General features: G+C 24.1%; 22 protein-coding genes. 15 read left to right on the top strand and 7 right to left on the bottom strand.

The window, feature by feature from the left end:
* Window positions 1-107: 107 nt before the first annotated feature.
* From Q1K13_RS07370 to Q1K13_RS07355, 4 genes are all read left to right on the top strand, one after another.
* A complete protein-coding gene (locus Q1K13_RS07370; RefSeq protein WP_300348950.1) occupies window positions 108-1,328 on the top strand; it encodes a BaiN/RdsA family NAD(P)/FAD-dependent oxidoreductase in 1,221 nt (406 codons plus the stop codon).
* A gap of 49 nt (window positions 1,329-1,377) precedes the next feature.
* Window positions 1,378-2,031 carry a (d)CMP kinase gene (gene cmk / locus Q1K13_RS07365; RefSeq protein WP_300348947.1) on the top strand — a complete coding sequence of 218 codons (654 nt, stop codon included), beginning with the start codon at window positions 1,378-1,380 and terminating at the stop codon, window positions 2,029-2,031.
* Between the two features lie 2 nt (window positions 2,032-2,033).
* The gene (locus Q1K13_RS07360; RefSeq protein WP_300348944.1) at window positions 2,034-2,882 is read left to right on the top strand and encodes a 4-hydroxy-3-methylbut-2-enyl diphosphate reductase; all 849 of its coding nucleotides are present in this window, start codon (window positions 2,034-2,036) and stop codon (window positions 2,880-2,882) included.
* Window positions 2,883-2,986: 104 nt separating this feature from the next.
* Window positions 2,987-3,781: a GNAT family N-acetyltransferase gene (locus Q1K13_RS07355; protein WP_300348941.1), complete on the top strand. Its 795-nt coding sequence runs from the start codon at window positions 2,987-2,989 to the stop codon at window positions 3,779-3,781.
* A gap of 153 nt (window positions 3,782-3,934) precedes the next feature.
* Here the strand turns inward: Q1K13_RS07355 and Q1K13_RS07350 are convergent, their stop codons facing one another.
* Window positions 3,935-4,081 carry a hypothetical protein gene (locus Q1K13_RS07350; protein ID WP_300348938.1) on the bottom strand — a complete coding sequence of 49 codons (147 nt, stop codon included), beginning with the start codon at window positions 4,079-4,081 and terminating at the stop codon, window positions 3,935-3,937.
* 129 nt (window positions 4,082-4,210) lie between these two features.
* Here Q1K13_RS07350 and Q1K13_RS07345 point away from each other — a divergent pair, with 129 nt between their 5' ends.
* Complete coding sequence (locus Q1K13_RS07345) at window positions 4,211-4,792, top strand: hypothetical protein (protein ID WP_300348935.1); 582 nt, start codon at window positions 4,211-4,213, stop codon at window positions 4,790-4,792.
* Window positions 4,793-5,006: 214 nt separating this feature from the next.
* On the opposite strand, the gene Q1K13_RS07340 is transcribed toward Q1K13_RS07345, so the two are convergent.
* From Q1K13_RS07340 to Q1K13_RS07330, 3 genes are all read right to left on the bottom strand, one after another.
* Window positions 5,007-5,333 (bottom strand): hypothetical protein, encoded by a 327-nt coding sequence (locus Q1K13_RS07340; RefSeq protein ID WP_300348933.1) that lies wholly within the window; start codon window positions 5,331-5,333, stop codon window positions 5,007-5,009.
* Window positions 5,334-5,676: 343 nt separating this feature from the next.
* The gene (locus Q1K13_RS07335; RefSeq protein ID WP_300348930.1) at window positions 5,677-6,414 is read right to left on the bottom strand and encodes a YjgB family protein; all 738 of its coding nucleotides are present in this window, start codon (window positions 6,412-6,414) and stop codon (window positions 5,677-5,679) included.
* A 584-nt stretch (window positions 6,415-6,998) separates the two neighbouring features.
* Window positions 6,999-8,777: a transglutaminase domain-containing protein gene (locus tag Q1K13_RS07330; RefSeq protein ID WP_300348927.1), complete on the bottom strand. Its 1,779-nt coding sequence runs from the start codon at window positions 8,775-8,777 to the stop codon at window positions 6,999-7,001.
* A 224-nt stretch (window positions 8,778-9,001) separates the two neighbouring features.
* Between Q1K13_RS07330 and Q1K13_RS07325 the strand changes: the two genes are divergently transcribed.
* Window positions 9,002-9,718, top strand: a complete 717-nt coding sequence (locus Q1K13_RS07325) for a hypothetical protein (RefSeq protein WP_300348924.1) — start codon at window positions 9,002-9,004, stop codon at window positions 9,716-9,718.
* A gap of 171 nt (window positions 9,719-9,889) precedes the next feature.
* On the opposite strand, the gene Q1K13_RS07320 is transcribed toward Q1K13_RS07325, so the two are convergent.
* Both Q1K13_RS07320 and Q1K13_RS07315 read right to left on the bottom strand, forming a co-directional pair.
* Window positions 9,890-10,408, bottom strand: a complete 519-nt coding sequence (locus Q1K13_RS07320) for a hypothetical protein (protein WP_300348922.1) — start codon at window positions 10,406-10,408, stop codon at window positions 9,890-9,892.
* Between the two features lie 189 nt (window positions 10,409-10,597).
* Window positions 10,598-11,116, bottom strand: a complete 519-nt coding sequence (locus Q1K13_RS07315; RefSeq protein ID WP_300348919.1) for a hypothetical protein — start codon at window positions 11,114-11,116, stop codon at window positions 10,598-10,600.
* Between the two features lie 356 nt (window positions 11,117-11,472).
* Between Q1K13_RS07315 and miaB the strand changes: the two genes are divergently transcribed.
* The 6 genes from miaB to Q1K13_RS07285 all read left to right on the top strand — a co-directional run bounded on the left by miaB (window position 11,473) and on the right by Q1K13_RS07285 (window position 17,509).
* Window positions 11,473-12,819, top strand: coding sequence for a tRNA (N6-isopentenyl adenosine(37)-C2)-methylthiotransferase MiaB (gene miaB, locus Q1K13_RS07310; RefSeq protein WP_300348916.1), 1,347 nt, complete (start codon window positions 11,473-11,475; stop codon window positions 12,817-12,819).
* 382 nt (window positions 12,820-13,201) lie between these two features.
* Window positions 13,202-14,815 carry a phosphoenolpyruvate carboxylase gene (gene ppcA / locus Q1K13_RS07305; RefSeq protein ID WP_300348915.1) on the top strand — a complete coding sequence of 538 codons (1,614 nt, stop codon included), beginning with the start codon at window positions 13,202-13,204 and terminating at the stop codon, window positions 14,813-14,815.
* A gap of 195 nt (window positions 14,816-15,010) precedes the next feature.
* Entirely contained in the window at window positions 15,011-15,175 is a 165-nt protein-coding gene (locus Q1K13_RS07300) for a hypothetical protein (protein WP_300348914.1), read from the top strand.
* Window positions 15,176-15,706 (top strand): tyrosine-type recombinase/integrase, encoded by a 531-nt coding sequence (locus Q1K13_RS07295; RefSeq protein ID WP_300348913.1) that lies wholly within the window; start codon window positions 15,176-15,178, stop codon window positions 15,704-15,706.
* 239 nt (window positions 15,707-15,945) lie between these two features.
* Entirely contained in the window at window positions 15,946-16,785 is an 840-nt protein-coding gene (locus Q1K13_RS07290) for a hypothetical protein (protein ID WP_300348912.1), read from the top strand.
* 517 nt (window positions 16,786-17,302) lie between these two features.
* Complete coding sequence (locus Q1K13_RS07285) at window positions 17,303-17,509, top strand: hypothetical protein (RefSeq protein WP_300348910.1); 207 nt, start codon at window positions 17,303-17,305, stop codon at window positions 17,507-17,509.
* Between the two features lie 70 nt (window positions 17,510-17,579).
* On the opposite strand, the gene Q1K13_RS07280 is transcribed toward Q1K13_RS07285, so the two are convergent.
* Entirely contained in the window at window positions 17,580-18,257 is a 678-nt protein-coding gene (locus tag Q1K13_RS07280; protein ID WP_300348908.1) for a lysozyme inhibitor LprI family protein, read from the bottom strand.
* A gap of 1,205 nt (window positions 18,258-19,462) precedes the next feature.
* Here Q1K13_RS07280 and Q1K13_RS07275 point away from each other — a divergent pair.
* The 3 genes from Q1K13_RS07275 (at window position 19,463) to Q1K13_RS07265 (ending at window position 20,515) form a co-directional block, all read left to right on the top strand.
* A complete protein-coding gene (locus Q1K13_RS07275; protein ID WP_300348905.1) occupies window positions 19,463-19,792 on the top strand; it encodes a hypothetical protein in 330 nt (109 codons plus the stop codon).
* Window positions 19,793-19,806: 14 nt separating this feature from the next.
* Window positions 19,807-19,986, top strand: a complete 180-nt coding sequence (locus Q1K13_RS07270) for a hypothetical protein (RefSeq protein WP_300348902.1) — start codon at window positions 19,807-19,809, stop codon at window positions 19,984-19,986.
* Between the two features lie 292 nt (window positions 19,987-20,278).
* Entirely contained in the window at window positions 20,279-20,515 is a 237-nt protein-coding gene (locus Q1K13_RS07265; protein WP_300348899.1) for a YcxB family protein, read from the top strand.
* The last annotated feature ends 65 nt before the right edge of the window (window positions 20,516-20,580 follow it).

The following is a 20,580-nucleotide window of genomic DNA, read 5'->3' as shown; positions in this document are numbered from 1 at the left end:
AAAATCTACTAAAAGCTATTTATCTGTAAGTTTTAATTATATTTGACAATAGATTTAAGAAAGTTTATTATTAGTTTGATTCAATTAAATTAAGGAGCTGATTTTTTTTGGCTAAAGTAATAGTTATAGGTGCTGGCCCAGCAGGAATGATGGCAGCAATATCTGCAGCTTCTAATCATGAAGTTACTCTTTTAGAAGGTAATGAAAGATTAGGAAAGAAGTTATTTATTACAGGTAAAGGAAGATGTAATGTAACTAATGCAAAAGATATAGGCGAATTTTTTGATTTTATACCAGGAAATCCTTATTTCTTATATAGTGCATTATATACATATACAAACATTGATGTAATGAATTTCTTTGAAAATGCAGGAGTTAAGTTAAAAGTAGAGAGAGGATCTAGAGTTTTCCCAAATTCAGATAAATCTTCAGATATAATAAGTGGTTTAAAAAGAGCTTTAGATGAAGCTTGTGTAAATATTAGATTACATAGTAAAGTAATTGATGTTATATTTAGTAACAATAAAATAGAGGCAGTTGTATTAGAAAATGGAACTAAAATAAAGGGAGATTGTTTCATAATAACAACTGGAGGAAAATCATACCCATTGACTGGTTCAACTGGAATTGGATTTGATTTAGCTAAAAAGATGGGACATACAATAATAGACCCAAAACCATCCTTAGTTCCTATAGAAATAGAAGAGGATTGGGTTCGTGAACTTCAAGGACTTTCTCTTAGAAATATAGAACTAAAAATAAAAAATAAGAAAAGTAAAAAGATTGTTTATACAAATCAAGGAGAAATGTTATTTACTCACTTTGGAATTTCAGGTCCACTTGTTTTAAGTGGAAGTAGATTCATAAAAGACGGGGAAAAGTTTGAAGTTTCACTTGATTTAAAGCCTGCTTTAGATGATAAACAATTAGATTTAAGACTTCAAAAAGATTTTAAAAAATATCAAAATAAAGATTTTAAAAACTCTTTAGATGAGTTACTTCCTAAAAAGATTATTCCAATTATAATAGAACTTTCAGGAATAGATGAAAATAAAAAAGTTAACTCAATAACTAAGGAAGAAAGAAAAACTCTTTTACAACTTTTAAAGAATTTAACATTTAAAGTTAAAGGGCTAAGAGATATTAAAGAAGCTATAGTTACAGCAGGTGGTGTCTCAACTAAGGAAATAGACCCTTCAACTATGAAATCTAAAATTATAGATAATCTTTATTTTGCAGGTGAGGTTATAGATGTTGATGCCTTTACAGGAGGTTATAACGTTCAAATTGCATTATCAACTGGATATTTAGCAGGAAAGTCTATTTAAATATAGGGTAAATAAAAATTGATGTTTTGTGAGAAAGGAATTAAAGAATATGAACAAATTAATAACTGTTGCTATTGATGGACCAGCAGGAGCTGGAAAAAGTACAATCGCTAAGATTATAGGAAAAAAATTCGATTTAATGTATATAAACACAGGATCTATGTATAGAGCTGTTACTTTAAAAGCTTTAGAAAATAATATTTCAGCTGAAGAAGTTGATAAATTATTAGAAATGATAAATGGAATGGAAATGCATTTTGAAAATGATGAACTTATATTAAATGGAGAAAATATAAATTCACAAATCACTATGCCTAATATAAGTAAAAATGTTTCTGCTTTTGCTTCAATTAGAGAAGTTAGAGAAAAATTAGTAGAACTTATGAGAAAAATGGCTTCAAAATATAGCGTTATAATGGATGGAAGAGATATTGGAACAGTTGTATTAAAGGATGCTAACTATAAGTTTTTCTTAACAGCCAGTGCAGAAGAGAGAGCAGATAGAAGATTTAAAGAACTTAAAGAAAATGGCTTAGAGGTTAATTACGACGAAATATTACAAGATATAATAAAAAGAGATTATCTAGATTCTAATAGAGAAGTAGATCCTTTAAGAAAAGCCGAGGATGCTATTGAAATAGATACTACTGGAATAGATATTATGGGAGTAGTTGAAAAGATATCTAGTTACATGGAGAAATAATTATGGAAAGAAAGATAACTTTAGCAAAAAATGCAGGGTTTTGCTTTGGAGTAAAAAGAGCTGTTGATGAAGCTTTAAAATATCAAAAAGAATTTGATAAAAAAATATATACCTTAGGACCTCTTATACATAATAATGATGTTGTTAACTATTTAGAGGATAATAATATATATGCTATAGACCTTTTAGGAGCTAATAATTTAAGCCAAGGAGATGTTGTTTTAATAAGATCTCATGGTGTTAAAGAAAGTGTCATAAAAGATTTAGAGGGTAAAGGATTAATAGTTAAGAATGCAACTTGTCCATATGTTACTAATATCCAACAGAAGGTAAAAAAATGCTATGAACAAGGATATAAAATAATAATAGTAGGAGATGAAAACCATCCAGAAGTTATAGGAATAAATGGATGGTGTAATGATTCTGCCATAATAACAAATGGAAAAGAAGAACTTAAAAATATACCTATGAAAGTTTGTGTTGTTTCTCAAACAACTGAAAAAAAATCAACTTGGAATAAAGTTTTAAATGAAATAGTAAATGAAAGTAAAGAAATTGTAGCTTTTAATACTATTTGCTCAGCAACTGATGTTAGACAAAAGAGCGTACAAGAACTTTCAAAGGAATCAGATATAGTCTTTGTTATAGGTGGAAAGAATAGTTCTAATACAACTAAATTATATGAAATATGCAAAAAAGAATGTGCTAGAAGCTATCATATAGAAAATGTTAAAGAATTAGATGAAACACTTCTACAGGATGAAAATATAAAAAATATTGGTATTACAGCTGGTGCTTCTACTCCAGACTGGATAATCAATGAAGTTATAGAAAAAATTAAAGAGTTATAATTTATAACAAAATCCCACAATTTAATTTTAATTATTTCCATTATACTGGAATTTTCATGGTAATTGTTTTATACTATTATTATAAAATTTTAGAGGTATTAAAAATGGAAATAGTGAGATTAAGGTTGTGGGATTTTATTAAATATGCAAAACTTATGAAGTTTCCTATAAAGAGGCTTGCTACAAATTATTTTTTTAAGGTGAATTATAATAATAAACCTTTAATGATTTGGGAAATTGATTATGCCTTTAATAGGGAAGCATATATTAAGTATCTTTTTCGCATAAATAATAGTAAAAGAGAGTTTAAAATTACACATGAAGTTAAATCAGACTTTGAAATTGACAGATTTATATATGAGGATGAAGAAAATGAGGGATTTGATTTGAATATGTATGGTTTTATAAAGAAGGCTTCTAATTTGATAATGACTCTAAAACTAGATGAGTTTAATAAAGAAGATAATCCTAAAGTAGAAATTAGAAAATTTATTAAGGGACAAGATGAAAAATTGCGCTGTCATATACAAAATGAAGTTTTTTATGAGGAGAATAGAATTCCTTTAAAAACTAAGGATATAGTTTATGAATGCAGTAGAAAAGCTTTTTTAGAAGATTTATCATTTTTTATAATTTATAACAAGGTAGAAATTGGATATGGGCAAGTGCTTTTATTAAATGGAAAATATACAGTTGCCAATTTTGGAATATTGGAAGAGTTTAGAGGAAAAGGGTTTGGTGAGGCACTTATTACATATATGTTAAACCAAGCTAAAAAACTAGGGTTAAAAGAGGTTTATATAAAAGTTAAATCAGATAATACAAAAGCTGTTAATCTTTATGAGAAGATAGGTTTTAAAGAATCTTCTAAAGTAAATATTTATGAATTTCTAAGTTGAAAATAGCAATATATTAAAATAAGAAACTCTATAAATAATATAATTTTTAATTTGAATTTGGTTTTTATGTTATTTATAGAGTTTTTGTTATTTGTTTTCTTAAAACCAATCAAATTAGTTTTAATTTAGATTGTGAGAATTTTTTTGGTGCATTTATAATAAGTAATCTGTTGATATATAAGATGTTTTTGTTCTAAATATGTTGTCTGTTAAGTGGTTTCCATAATATGCTCTATCACTTAATTCTATGTTACTTTTTAGTTTTGTTTCTTGTTTTTCTAATTCTTTTAAATCATACATAAAATTTCACCTCCTTTTTTATTATTCTCAATATTAAAAAATCTTATTATTAAGACAATAAAATTTAACTAGACATAATTTTTAAATTATTTTATAATAATTATTATTAATTAAGAATGAGGTGCTAATATGGATAATAAAATTAGTTTAGTATTTGAAAATGGTGAATATACTGTATATATGAATGATAAAGTTGTTACAGTTAATAAATATATGGATAATGCAATAGAGAAATTTACTCAAACGGTAAATAATAACTCAATTCCAAAATCAATAGAATGGGATTTTATAGAAAAAGACTTAAAAGGATTAAATCTTAAAGAACTTGAGGTGAATTCAGAGTTTAAAACTTTAACATATAAAGATATGAAATATTTCTATAGTACAGATAAAGTATTTAATATGCATGGTGGAAAAATGCAACAGCTATTAGGTGGATATCAACTATTTTCTTTTATAGTTAAAATGATAGATGAAAAGCATTTAGAAAATTACCTAGATGTATTAAACTTCTGTGAAGAGGTGTTAAAATGTAAAGTTACTTACAGAACCCCAGGAAGTAACTTTGTTGTTGGAAGTCCTGCATTTAACTATGGATCAGCTTCATATGATTTTGCAACAAAGAAAATAAATAAAGGAGCTTCTATAGAAAGTATGTCTTTTGAAGATTTTAAAAAATATGTGCTAGAAATAATAAAAAATAATAGATAGATTTTAACATTATATATGAAAAATGTGACTGAGGTTTTCTTTCAGTCATATTTTTTATTTTAATAAATATTTATAATTCTAATAAAAAAGAGCATCAAGACGCACATCACCTCATCAAGATACTCAAGAAAAAAATCACAAATTAATAATATCATGAAAAATTATTCAACACAATAGAAAACCTTTAATTTGATAATGAATATCTTTACCCTTTTTATTCCTTAGCAGAAAATATATAAGTAGTTCCCTTACCAATTAATACAATTCTATAATCAGGTGATAATTTAACTAGATTAAATTTTTCAGAATTTGGTTCAAGTCTTATAGATTGTAGTATTATTTGATTTTCATCAAAGACCTGAAGATATGTACTTTCATTATTTGAAATATTTTGTACTATATATTTATTCTTCTCTGAAAAGTTTAAATCAGCAACCTTATAAACTCCCTCTGTAAATGAGTTTACTGCCAAAACAGGTTTATTCACCAAGTTAATTGAAAGGAAAAACAAAAAAACGAATATAAATAATTTCTTTTTCATATTTACATCACCACTTAATATAATATTTTAATTTTGTGAACTGCTAACCACTTGTAGAAGTGGGAGCTTTTTGGTCAATATCCAAGAATATTTTAAGTTACAAGTCTAATTTCTTGTGCAATCTTAAATATTCAGTTTTGAAAGAACACTATATTATCTATATTATAACTAAGTTTATCTAAAAAAATACATGTTAAGATTTAAGATTTAAGATTTAGCTAAGATTTTCATGATTCATGTATAATTTATAGAGGAGAAAGACTTTTATAAGGTCTATTTAAATCGTTTATATTAAAGTAAAAAGACCAGAAATATAAATTCCGGTCTTTTTACTTTAATATTTTTACCAAGTACGCCCTGGATCGTTAGCCATAGAATTTTTAGTTAAACTAGGATTTAAAACAGAATAGTGTTTTAATGATCCATTAGAGTCAAAAACAAATAAAATTTTAAATTCTGAGTTTATCTTATAGCCATATACTATTTCAGTTTCTTTTAGAGTTTTAGTATAATTTGGTTTACCAAAAAATTTTTTAATTTCTTTAGAGTTTAGATTTTTTAAACTTTTATCGAAGGAACGTATTTCAAAAATTTGACTTCCTTTGTTGCAACCAAAAGCTAAGTTATGAGAATTAAAAGTAAAATATGTACCCTTAGCATCAGGAATAAAATTTTCACTATTAGATTTACCTAATTTAGAAATTACAGTATCTATGGATTGTCCAATTTTAAAGTTTGAATTTATAACCATTCCTTTTTCTGAAGAAGTTTTTATTTTATTAAAGAAACTAGTGTCTTTTTTATTTATATTTGAGGAATTATCATTAGAATTTTTCTTATCTGATTTATTTTCATTTTTATGTTTTTTTATATGAGTATTATTACAAGATTCATTATTGTTACAAGGTTCATCAACTTCTGATTCTGAAACCTTATTCTCTTTATCAGTATCATTTTTATTAACTGTTTGTTCTGAAATTGTTTTTTGTTTATTATTATCAATATCTTTAGAATTACTACAACCTAAAAAAATAACAGAAGATATGACAATAAAAGACAAAGAAATTAATACTTTTTTCATATTAAACACTCCTTATAATAAAAAATTTAAGTATATTATACCTAGTTATTAAAAATATTAAATTAAAAGAAATTTAATATTTAATAACAAAAAGGTTACTAAAATTATATTTTAAGTTTAACATCAATATTTTTTTATATAAAAAAAATATTGATGTTTTGTTTGCTTAAAATAATTGTACAATGGTCTTAGATAGTAACAAGGGTACATTGCTACTATCATTATTATATGATTTTATAAAATTCTAAATTGGTTTAATTTAACTCCTAGTTATTAGATTAAAAGTTACAAACTTTTAAGTTTTGAATTTGAATATGATACATACAATATGCCTGAATAAATCATATAATAAAACTTATTTAATATGACTATAGATTAAGTTTATTCTTTTTTCTTATCTATAGTCATATTTTTTTGTTGCTTAATTTTAAAATGAAATTGAACTAAACCAAAATACATGATGGATTAACTTGCGTTATGATTTAATCGCGAAACAAAATGCAAAACAGGAGGATAATCACCCACAAAAAAAGTCACACATTAAATTAATGTGTGACTTTTTATTTAGTTAACTTTTATATTAATTATTCAGAGAATTGTGTCAACATTTCATATTTTTTTCCTAAATCATAATCGTTTGTAGATTTTTCAACATAATCAGGATTCCAAATCTTATGAGATTTTTTAAAATGTTCATCAGATTTCAAGAATTCAATAGAACCATATTGATCTTTACTTAAAAGTCTTTCTTTACTAGCTAACTCAAAACGAAAATCATCATGATAAGTATCGATATTATACCATTTTCCATCAATTTTTACTTTATTCCAAGAATGGTTTATCCTTCTGTCAAATGTAGGTGTATACAATATTTTTTCTATATTTTTACGATATCTTTCGTTTTGCAAATAAGGATTATAAAGTCCAACTACCATTATTGATTCTAAACCCGCTCTTTCTGCAAGTCTATTAAAGGCCATAGTATAAGCTTCACATACACCTTTTCCATCTAAAATTAAGGCTGGAGTTTCATGAACATTATTACCTTCTTTTGTCATCCAAGAACCAGGTGCTGGGGTTGCTTTATTAATTATATAATCATGAATAAATTTAGCTTTTTCAAAATCAGACATTTCTGTAACTTTGTTTTTCTTTATAATTTTATCTATTTTTTCTTCAGTTTCAACTTGTCTACTTCTAACTGCAAGATAACTTGGTTTTAAAGTATATTCAAAGACATCTTTAATGTCTGTGTTAGTTTTGCTTGTTTCCCAGTTTCTAGCATATCTAACGTGAGAAGCTTTTGTAGTTTTATTAAATAAAGTATCATATGCATTATTTTTATCTTTTTCTGAAGCTTTAAATTTTATAGTGTATGAATTTTTATAAATGTTTTTAATAATATAATCTTTTAGTTCTTCAGATTTTCCAGTAAAATTTGTATTTTCATAGTCTAATGGCTTTTCAAAATCAACTTTTTCTTTAATAAAATTGTCTAAAGAAATATAATCATCATAAAGTTTGTAATGGAACTCTATCACATTATCCCCATCGATACTTAAAATCTTACTTTGAGTTTCTTTAGGAGAAACTAACTTATATTTTTTAAATTTTTCTGCTTTTTCTGTTATGTTTTTATTTGCAAAATAAATTTTAGTTTCACTCTTAAGCTCTTTATTATTTGTATCATCAATATACTTTATTGTATATTTTACTTGATGTTTTGAAGCATTTTCTTTTTTTGCTTCTTCAAGTATTTCTTTTATAGTTTCTTCTGAAGTGGAAGAACTTATTTTAGCCATAAAGTTATCTTTTTTACTCTTTTTAATATTTCTCATTTTTCTAATTTCAGATGTCGTATTTTCTTTAAATTTGTTAATGTCAATTTTCTTATAATGAAATTCTATAGGTTCATTATAATCTATATTTAAAGTTTTAGTTTTAACATTTTCCGAAATTAATTCATACCCTTTAAATTTTTCTCCTTTTTCTGTTATATTTTTATTTGCAAAATAAATTTTAGTTTCACTTTTAAGTTCAGTCTTATTTGTATCATCAATATATTTTATTGTATATTTTACTTGATGTTTTGAAGACTCTATTTTCTGTGCTTCTTCAAGAAGCTTTTTTATATTCTCTTCTGATTCAGCAGCTTTAATTTTAACCATAATTTCTTCTTTAAGATTCTTTTTTATATTCTTAAATTCGTGAATTTTAGCTAAGGCTTCTAATCTAACAGCCTTAATTGGCTCTTCTAAAACCAATGCTTTTGCTTCAACACTTTGTGGGGGGTTAATAAAACCACCAAAACCAATACTAATTGCAGCAGAAGCCAATAAAATAGTCAATTTCTTTTTATTCATATATTTACCACATCCTTAATTAAATTTTGTTTTATTGTTCGATTTTTACTACTCGATACAAAAATTTGAATTCTATGCCTTAATGATAGTATATTTTTTTGTGAAAATAATTTTATTTTTTTTTTGATTTTTATAAATATTTGAAATTTATTAGAATAAATGCTCCTTTATAATAATTATTACAAAATAATAACAACAATTTCTTGTTGGAAAGGAGAAATTTTATGAAAATATTAAATTTAAAAGTATTAGTGGCAAATGTTTTAATAAGTTCTAGTGTTTTAGGGTTTGTTATAACCCCACAAAATGTTGGAGCAAAGGAGTTAGGAGGTGGAATACATCAGAATTATAGATTCGTAGAATCATTACAGGATAATTCTTTTAAAAAGATAGAAGAGATAAGCAGTCTTAAAAATTTAAATGCAGATGAAAAATCTAAGTTTAAAGATGAAATAAGAAAAGTAATAGGAGAATTTAGTGAAAAAGTAAGAGATATAGATTCAAGAGAAAATTTATCTGGAATAAATAGATTTAAAGCAGAAGCCTTAAGAAATATATATGGTATAGTTAGAAAAGCAAAGGAAAGAAATAATTCAGAAGAAACAAAAAATAAAGTGGTGAGAGAAAAGGTTGAAGTTGAAAACAGACATGAAATTAGTAGGCCTATAGCAAACATTAGCCACAACAATAAAAATTATAGATTTGTGGAATCACTACAAAATGCTTCTTTTAAAAAGATAGAGGAGATAAGCAGTCTTAAAAATTTAAATGCAGATGAAAAATCTAAGTTTAAAGATGAAATAAGAAAAGTAATAGGAGAATTTAGTGAAAAAGTAAGAGATATAGATTCAAAAGAAAACTTATCTGGAATAAATAGATTTAAGACAGAAGCTCTAAAAAAAATATATAGTATAGTTAGAACTGCAAAGGAAAAAAGATAAGAGGGACTTTAAAAGAGCCGCACACTAATTAATTTGGTGTGTGGCTATTTAGTTTACATTGAACTTTGATTTATTATAAAAGACAAGATATTTTTATATAAAAAAATAAGGTTTAAACATATTTTTTAAACCTTAAAAATTCAAATGTATGTGATTTAAATTTTAAATATATTAATTACAATTAAAATTAATAGAATCTCGTACTTCAAAAATTTTATAAATAATCATATGTTTATTTATATCTTTTAAGTTGAAAATTACAATATCAAGAGTATCATCGCTAAAGGAAAGAGTTTTGTCACTTCTATTGAATTTATTTATATCAATCCCTTTAAATTTTGACTTTAAAAAACCATATAAAGACACTTCATTTTTAAACCTTATAACAACAAAATCATTTAATTTATATGATGAAATAATATCTTTATTCAAATTAATATTCAATTTATACCAATAATCACCATCAAAATCTACATTGTAGTTTAACATATTTTGTATAAAATTATTATTAATTAAAAACTTTAAATCTTCTTTCATATCCACATTATTAAATTTTAATATTTCTTCCTTGCTTTCCTTAAGTTTTTTCTCTAAATCATTTATTAAATTTACAAGATTATCAAACTCTTTTAAACTTATTTTAATTTTGGTTTTCTTTATATTATCTATTATTTCATTAGCTTTTTTCATTTTTACTCCTTTCAATACACCTAAATAAAATTCTAGAATGTTTTAAAATTACTTCTTTATTTTACAATACTTCAAAAAATACAATATTTAATTTCAAATTTTTAAGAAATTAAATAAAAAAAAGAAGTTTTAAGTGTGAATCATAACTATTTATGGTGATTGTTAAAAATGTTAAAAAAGAAAAGCATATTAAAATTCATTATTAATAAACTTACAAAATTTATGGTAGTTTAAAAAATTACCGTGCAATCCACTTAAATTGCCTTTGAAAGAAACAACGCAAAATTCATTTAAATAATTAGGCCTTTTTAAGTCTAAATCTATAAAAATCTTATTATAGTTTACTTTGTGAGAATCATAATCATTTTTATAATTAAACTCATAAGTTTTATTATAATCTAATTCAAGCAATGTTCCCTTTTTCTCAACATCAAAATCCATTTCAGTTTTTAAAGCGCCTTTTATACCAGACAACCCATTGTCTACATAATTTAATATCTTTTTGAAATTTTTATTATCAGAATTTATTACTATTTCTTTCCCATTTTTATATAAGATTATTTTAGTAGGAGTATTTATGTTTTTTAATTTGAAATTCTCCTTTTTTATAGCTTCAGGTTTAAAATTTTCATTTCTATTTTCTAACTTACAACTTATTAAAAATGAACTTATTACAATAATCAATAAAATTTTAAATTTATTATTCATATAAAAACTCCTTTCAAAAAGCAATAATTTAACAATATTTTTATTTTAATAGCAAAATATTGTTAAATATATATTACTGAATATTTAATAGTTAGTAAATAAGATTTAATAACTGGTTATTTTTTATATTTAACTTGTAAAAAAGGTGTATTAAAATTTGGTTATTATCAATATAAAGTCTAATTTTTAGGAGATTTTTAGTGAATTTCAAAAATTACTTTTATAAATTAAGTTTATTTAACTTTTGTTTTTACCTAAAATTACTTTATTAATATTTAGAAAATTCTATCTTTTAATATGAATAAATTTTATGATATAATGCAATAAGTAACGTTTTTTATTTTGGAGGAACTGAAATGACATTAGAAAATAATTTAGATAAAAAATTCTTCTACATTTTTACATATGGATGTCAAATGAATGAAGAGGATTCTGAAAAACTATCAGGAATGTTAAAGTCTCAAGGATATGAGAGAACAGAAAATAAAGAAGAAGCTTCTATAATAATATTTAACACTTGTTGTGTAAGAGAAAATGCTGAGAACAAAGTTTTTGGTAATATTGGACAACTTAAAAGTTTAAAGAAAAAAAATCCTAATTTAGTTATTGCTATATGTGGATGTATGATGCAGCAAATAGGTATGCCAGATAAGATTTTAAAAACTTATCCTTATGTTGACATAATATTTGGAACTCACAATGCTCATAAATTCCCAGAGTACTTAAATAGAGTTCTTCAAGAAGGAGTTCAAGTTAAGGAAATTTTAAATAAAGAAGAGGGAATAGTTGAGGGGTTACCTATAGATAGAAAAAGTGATGTTAAAGCCTTTGTTACTATCATGTATGGATGTAATAACTTCTGTACTTACTGTATAGTTCCTTATGTTAGAGGAAGAGAAAGAAGTAGAAAATCAGAAGACATCATTAAAGAAATAGAAGAATTGGTATCAAAAGGATACAAAGAAATCACTTTACTAGGTCAAAACGTAAACTCATACGGAAAAGGCTTAGAGGAGGATATAGACTTTGCTAGTCTTTTAAGAAAGGTTAACGAAGTTAAAGGATTAGAGAGAGTTAGATTTATGACTTCTCACCCTAAAGATTTAAGTGATGATGTAATAAAAGCTATAAAAGAGTGTGATAAGCTTTGTGAACAAGTTCACTTACCAGTTCAAAGTGGATCATCAAGAATTTTAAAAGAGATGAATAGACACTATGACAGAGAATATTACTTAGATTTAGTTAAAAAGATAAAATCTGAGATTCCAGATGTTACTTTAACAACAGACTTAATAATTGGATTCCCAGGAGAAACTGAGGAAGATTTCTTAGATACATTAAGCCTTTGTGAAGAAGTTGGATATGATTCAGCATTTACATTCATCTATTCAAGAAGAAACCATACACCTGCTGACAAGATGGAAAACCAAATTCCAGATGATATAAAGCATGAGAGATTTAATAGAGTAGTTGAAGCTATAAATAAGAAAGTTATATTAAAGAACAAAGAATACGAAGGTAAAGTAGTTGAAGTTTTAGTTGAAGGACCAAGCAAAAATGATGAAACTAAATTAACTGGAAGAACTAGAAATGGTAAATTAGTTAACTTTGCTGGAGATATAAGCTTAATTGGAGAATTAGTTAACCTTAAAATAGTAAGAGCGCAGCCATTCTCATTAATTGGAGAAATAATAGAAAAGTAATTTTATTATAAAATGGAATAAAGATTAAAGATAAAACTTATAAATGTTATGAAGAGAATTATTAAATCTTCTCTAAATTCATTTATAAGTTTTATTTTTTTATGAAATAATAAATAGTGTTTAATTAATATATTGATTTGGGTAATAATATAATATATGTTTCTTTAAAAAAATATATAGCGAACTTTATATTATGGGTTTATTTTTTATTTTCGTGAAAAATTATTATGAATTTAAATGAAAGTTTTCTTGTAAATATAAAAATGCAAGAAATATTAAAATTAAATTGCAATTTAAATCATAAAACACTTGAAAAATATGAAATTATGCAATATAATCTAAATATAAATTGCAATAAGTAATAAAAAGAGGGGGATATATTATGAAAATACCTTGTTCTATGATGACACAACATCCGGATAATGTAGAAACTTATGTTTCAATACAAGAGGAGCCTGCTGAGGCTATAAAAGGATTATCACCACAAAGTGAAGGTGGTTTAGGAATAGAGGAAGTTATGATAGATTTTGAAGGAAAATTAACTCCATATCATCAAACTTCACAAGTAGCACTTGGATTAATAGGAAAAGGAATAATCCCAGGTAAGGATGTTAGAGTAACACCTAGAATACCAAATGCTAATAAAGAATCAGTATTTAGACAGCTTATGAGTATAATGTCTATTATAGAAACAAATGTACAATCTAAAACATTAACAGGAGTACCTGCAATATCAGAGGTTGTTGTTCCTATGATAGAAACTGGTAAGGAAATTTCAGAATTCCAAGATAGAGTTAACTCAGTTATAGATATGGGGAATAAAAATTATGAAACTAAGTTAGACTTAAATGGAGTTAGAATAATTCCTTTAGTTGAGGATGTTCCTGCATTAGTAAACATAGATAAAATACTAGATGAACATTATGAAATAGAAAAAAGTAAAGGAAATATTATAAAAGATTTAAGAATAATGATTGCAAGATCAGATACTGCCATGTCTTATGGATTAATTTCTGGGGTGTTATCAGTTCTTATGGCAGTTGATTGTGCTTATAAATGGGGAGAAAAACATGGAGTTGAAATAAGTCCAATATTAGGGTGTGGTTCACTTCCATTTAGAGGACATTTCTCTGAGGAAAATATAGATGAAATTATAGCTACATATAGCGGAATAAAAACATTCACATTCCAATCAGCTTTAAGATATGATCATGGAGAAGAAGCTACTAAAAGGGCAGTAAATGAGCTAAAAGAAAGAATAGTTGATTCAAAACCAAGAAATCTTTCTGAAGAAGATAAAGATTTAATGAAAGAATTTATAGGAATATGCTCAAAACACTACTTACATACATTCTTAAAAATTATAGATACAGTTTCATTTGTAGCTGACTTTATTCCTAAAAATAGAGATAGATTAACAAAGGCTAAAACTGGATTAGAATATAATAGAGAAGTTGCAAACTTAGATAATGTTGCAAATCTTGTAAAAGATGAAAAGTTAAAAGAAGAAATTCTTAGCATAGATAACTCAAAAGAATATGCAGTTCCAAGAGCAATATCATTTACTGGGGCTATGTACACATTAGGAATGCCACCAGAACTTGTAGGAATGGGAAGAGCATTAAATGAAATTAAAAATAAGTATGGCCAAGAAGGTATAGATAAACTTCTTGAAATATACCCAATATTAAGAAAAGACTTAGCCTTCGCTGCTAGATTTGCAAATTCTAGCGTATCTAAAAAGATAATAAATGAAGAGGCTAGACAAGAATACAAAAAAGATATGAAATATGTAAATGAAATTCTTGAACTTGGCTTAGACTATGATTTCTTAAATGAAAATGAATTCTACCACACATTACTTAAAACCACAAAACCAATTATAATGCATCTTATGGGACTTGAGGAAAATGTAATGCGTAATAGTACAGAAGAACTTAAAATCCTAAACGAGTGGATAGTAAGAATGGGTAAAGTAAGAGGAAGTATAGGCTAAAAGGTAATATGAAATTTTATATAATTAGAAATATAAAATTTCATTAGATTTATCCATAACAAAAAAGCCAATAAAATTGATTTGAAGCCAATAAATGATATTTATGAAAACTCAATAAACACTTAAATTTATAGAGTGATAAGACACTTCTTGTTAGTTAGTTTTTTACTAATTAAATGGGAAGTGTTTTTTATTATGACTAGGATTTTAAAGAAGAATAAAAATGAGTTGTTAGATGTATTAGAAGATTATATGACAGACTGTAAATATAGAGACCTTAGAAGAACAACAATTAGAGCGTATGACCAAAGTTTAAGACTGTTATTTAAGTTCTTAGAAGATGATTACAAAGTCATTTGAGTGGAAGATGTAAAAGAGGAACATATAAGAAATTATATAGACTTTACTAAAGAACGTAATAAATATAGCTATGTAGCTAATGAAAATAATATTAACTCCAATGTACCACAAAATAGAGAAGACTTTGTTAAGAAAGTAAGATTATGTACTTTAGATAATTACTTAGGAAATATTAAGATGTTTTTTACTTGGTGCAAGGACAATAAATTAATAAGTAAAGATCCGTCATTTAAAATAAAAAGGATTAAATATATTAGAAAAACTAAGGCTGAAATAACAATAGATGAGTTTAATAAACTTCTAAAGAGTTTGGATTTAACATTATTCTCAGAGTATCGTGACTATATAGTAATACAATTTTTAATGGATACAGGAATGAGAGCAGGTGAATGTTTAGAGATTAGAGAGGAAGATATAGATATTAAAAATAAAACTATATTTATATCGGATGAAATAAATAAAGGAAGAAGAGATAGGACTCATACATTAAGAAATAACTTTGCAAAAAGAGAGGTATTACCAAGACCATAGGTTTAAAGTGGCGAGGCTTTAAATACAGAAGTATAAGAGTTATCAATATAGTTGTCTTATTGATTTTTTTATTGTCGACAGGATAACTATATATATTTTGAGAATAAGCCAGAAGTATAACGCCTTTGGCACTTAAAAGTCAAGTTTATATCATTAAAATATTCGATTTAAAGAAATATTTTAATATACTATAAATGAAGAATGTTATAATTAGTATATATGGTAAAGGGGATAATTATATGAATACAAGAAATATAAGAAAAGGCGCAAAAAAGGTTCTAGAAAGTGGTCAAGATCTGATAAGTAATATTATATCAGAAGCCATTAACACAGTTACAGGTGATACAACTGGTATTAGTGGAACTATAGGAGGAAATGCTTCATGTAAAGTGATACAAGTAATTGCTGATAAACTTGATCCTTGCCAATTAACAGAATGGGAAAAACAAAGAGTGGTAAATTGTATGGTCAGTGCTATAGATAAGGTTAAAGAGCAATTAAATAATGGCAATAAATTAAGAGATGATGGATTTTTTGAAGAAAATTTAGAGGGAAAAGCAAATGCAGAAGAAGTATTTGAATCAATAGTTATAGCTAGTCAAAGAGAAGCTGAAGAGATGAAACAAATATTTTACGGTAATATGTTAGCGAATATTGGATTTATTCAATACCTTGATAGTGAAGAGTTTTTATTTCTTTTAAAGGTTTTTGAAAAATTAACATATAGGCAATGTTTGTTGTTATCTATATTTTTAACAAACACAATATCAATTAAAGAAGGAATACATAGTTTTTTAACAAATAAAAATCCTATAGAGGGGACTGTTGATATAAAAACAGTTATATTATATCAAGAAATATTAGATTTGTATCAAAAATCTTTATTGTTTACAACAGGCAATATTCCTTTATCAGTGAAACATATAATCCCTTCAGAGTTATATACTTATGCAATGGGTTTAAGTATAATTGAATTAACGCAAGTTGACCATATTGTATCTACCAATCAAAGATTAGCGGATAAGCATTTAAAAAATTTAAAAGAGTTAACTGAATTGTTATTAATTAAATCTAATTAATAACAAGATTATAGGCGAAATTTATATTACAACGGAAGAAGATATAAGTATTATTACTGAATATAAAAAAGAAAATAATTAAATAAACAAAATAACTAACAAGGAGTCTATATTATTCTAGGCTCTTTTATTATGGAGAAAAATAGATAATGTAAATTGAAGTACAATAACTCGGTATTTTATCCATTCTAATATCAATTCAAGTACATTAATAAGGAGTAATTTTGGGAATATAAAATTTAAAAGGAACAAAAATAGGACTTTTTATATTAAAACGAGACTATATTTGGAAAAGTTATTATACTTGAGTTAATATTTTACATCAGTAATTTATCTATAATTATCCTTTTAGTATTTTTAAAACCTAGTAATAAAGCCATTCTTAGAATTAATTTAAATAAAAAATATAAAATACCGAGAGTGTAAAGATAAAATACTGATACTGTACTTGAAGTTACATTTTCATAAAATTGTCCCAATTTACATTAGAGCCATTTTACTACCAAGGAATGCGTGTTTGAACAATATAAAAATAAAGAACTATAGTATTATTGGTAATGCTAGTAATACTGATTCTAGTGATACACCTAGAAATAGGAATATTAAAACAGATTTATATATTGGAACTCTAAATGAAGCTAGTAAGTATGATTTAGAACGTATGCTAAATGAAAGGTATAAACAGATTATAAATGAAATAATATTACAATTACACACTTATTAAAAGGTTAGGAAATAAACATCCTAACCTATTTTTGCCTTTTTATATTTTAAAATTAGAAATTACAAATACTTTAATTCCAATCTAAGCTTGGACATTCGTGTGTTTGAGCAAATTGATATCCTTTTTCACCTTGGATTCTTCTCTGATAGCCAAACCATTTTTGTAATGTATTTATTCTCTCTTGTGTTAATTTAGTTTTTGTAGCTAAATCTTTACTATCTTTATATTTTATCCATTGTTTTTGACTTTTAATTAACTCTGGATAATCTGCACTATAATTTACAATTATTTTCCAAAGATCGTTTAATTCCTTATCAGCTTTTTCATATTCATTTTTCAAATTTTTTTCTTTAGAATTGTTATTTGAAGTTTTATTAGTTTTATTTTCAACATTTGAAGTTGAATCTATTTTTTTAGAAGAATTATCTTTTTTATTAGATTTTTCTTTTGAAACAACAGAATGATTTGTTTGTTTAATATCTTTCTTAGGCTTAGAAGTTTCATTATTTTCATTAACTTTTTTATCAGTTTCTAATGACTTATTTTCTTTATTTGAACCTTTAGGAGACTCTTGTTTATTTTGCTGAGTATTAATATCTTCTGTTGTTGTTGAATCTTTTTTTGAATTACTATCTGATGTAGTATTGGTTTGAGCTTTTGAATTATCAGATTTATCACATCCTATAAAAGATAAACCAGAAATTAGAAAAGTTCCGATTATTAAACTAGCTATCAATTTTTTTTTCATAAATATCACTCTTTTCTTTTTATATATAATTAAAAATTATATATTAATTATCTCCCATATATCTCTCTAAAGCAACTTTTAAGATTTCTTACATTTTAACTATGGATGTTTTTTTATTATTTAAAGGATTCTAAGTAAAAAGAAACTTTAGTTGATATTATAATTTAAGTATTAATATAAAATTAATAACAATATATCTTCTTAAAACAATTATACCATTATAAACTTTACAAAATATACACAATTTGTTAATGTAAAAGTAAGACTTTACTATTATAAGGAGAATTGTATGAAAATATATGCTATTAATTTATTTAACTTTGGACTTTTTATATTCTTTTTATATATTCTCATAAAAAATTGGTTTATTTATAAAAGATTATTTTTAAAAAATAAGTCCTATTATATTAATCCAAGTTCAAAAAATGGTAAAAAAAATCTTACATCACTTAAATTTTTATCTGCAATCATACAGTTAACTATATTTTCAGGTCTTCAATTAATATTATATTTTTATAGCAATAAAATTAATCTTTTAAATATATTATTATTATATTTTTTAACCTATGCTTTTAACTTTTCTATTTCTATAAATAAAAATTATATTTATAGAAATTTTAAATTAATAAAAAAATCTGATATAGATTATTTAAATTTAGATTACAAAAATCATATTTTTAAAATATATTTAAAAGAGAAAAAGAAGCCTATTTTAATAGTGTTTAAAAATGAGTTATCTAATTTTGCAAAAATTTTAAATGAATTAGAATATGGAGAGCTCTTAACTAGAAAAAATTTTTAATATTTTTTAATAAATTACATAAGAAAGAAGATGGTTTTAATGATATTGCCTAATCCTCAAGTTACAGGTATATTGATGCTAATAGTTTTCTTAAGTCTTATTCCAACAGCTTTCATTTTTTATAAGTTGGATAAGAAAAAATTTTAACTACTTATAAAATTAATATTAAATAAATAATCTAAAAAAGAGTATTTTATTTAAAATACTCTTTTTAAATAAAAATCTCTTATTTCATTAAATTTTCTAAGTAAATACTCTTTATGGAGTAGTTCTTCTAATAAAGTAAATTCTAATTATTTTATTAAATACAACTCTTTTTTGTTAATAGTTTTATCAGATAAATATTTTATTTTGGTAATTTTTATATGATGAAATGTGAAAAATATTATTTTTAGGAGGTATTATGAAGTATTCATTTACTATAAGTAAAGAAGATTTTTTAGGGTTTGATTTTTTGAAAAATGATTTAAAAAAAGAAAAGGTAAAATTAACATTTAAAAATAATAAAAAACATATACTTAAAGCACTAATTGCCCTAAGTATATGTTTTATATTCTCATTTGGAATAATTGCTTTAAATATGAGAATAGATATGAAAACTATTTTATTTGAAAGGATAATAACTTTAAGTAATGTAGATATAAAAATTATATTATTAATAATGATCTACCTTCCCGTTATGTTTATTTTATTTTTTCAAGATTTTATTATAGAGTTAAATATTCATATTTAATTGGAAATTTTGAAGTGTATATATATGGAAATAATCTTATATTAGATTCGAAATATAGAAAATTTTTTGTCGATTTAAGAAAATGTGAAATAAAAAAGATTGATGATGTATTAGTATTGACTAAGGAAAATGGGTTTAAGATAGTATTACCAATAGAAAAAATACAAGATGGAAAAGTTTGGAAAATAATATAATAAAAATAAATAAAGGAGAAAAAATATGATATATAAATTTGAATACAATAAATATAGACATATATTAGTTAAAACAATATTTAAATTAACTTTAATTATTTTATCTATTATGTATTCTTTAGAAATTTTCTTGATTCTACTATTAGTTTATAATAAATATTATAAATTTTTTTATATATCAATTAAAGTTTTTTTGCTAGAATCATTTATATTTTTTATTTTACAAAGTGTAATATTAATTATTTTTATAAAAAAAATAATAAGGCCTTTTTACTATAGTAATATGAGCGGTATGACTTTTGGCTTTTTAGGAATGCCTAAAGTATATACTGAATATTTTGTAAAAATTGATGAAAATAACAATGAGTTTTTTACTGTGTTTAATGAAAATATAGAAAATAAAATTTATTATGATGAAATAAAAAAGATATATAGCTTTAGAAAATTTTTAATTATTAAATACAATAAAAAAGCAAAGATAATATTACCTAATATTAATTTAATAAAAGAAAAAATAAAAATAGATTAAGATTCAATTTGAATCTTAATCTATTTTTATTAAAAATTTAAGAATAGTAAAAATACATATTATAT

Source organism: Clostridium sp., assembly GCF_029267215.1.
Taxonomy (GTDB): domain Bacteria; phylum Bacillota; class Clostridia; order Clostridiales; family Clostridiaceae; genus Sarcina.
The sequence above is the reverse complement of the archived record's forward strand: the minus strand, read 5'-3'. Positions and strand labels throughout refer to the sequence as shown.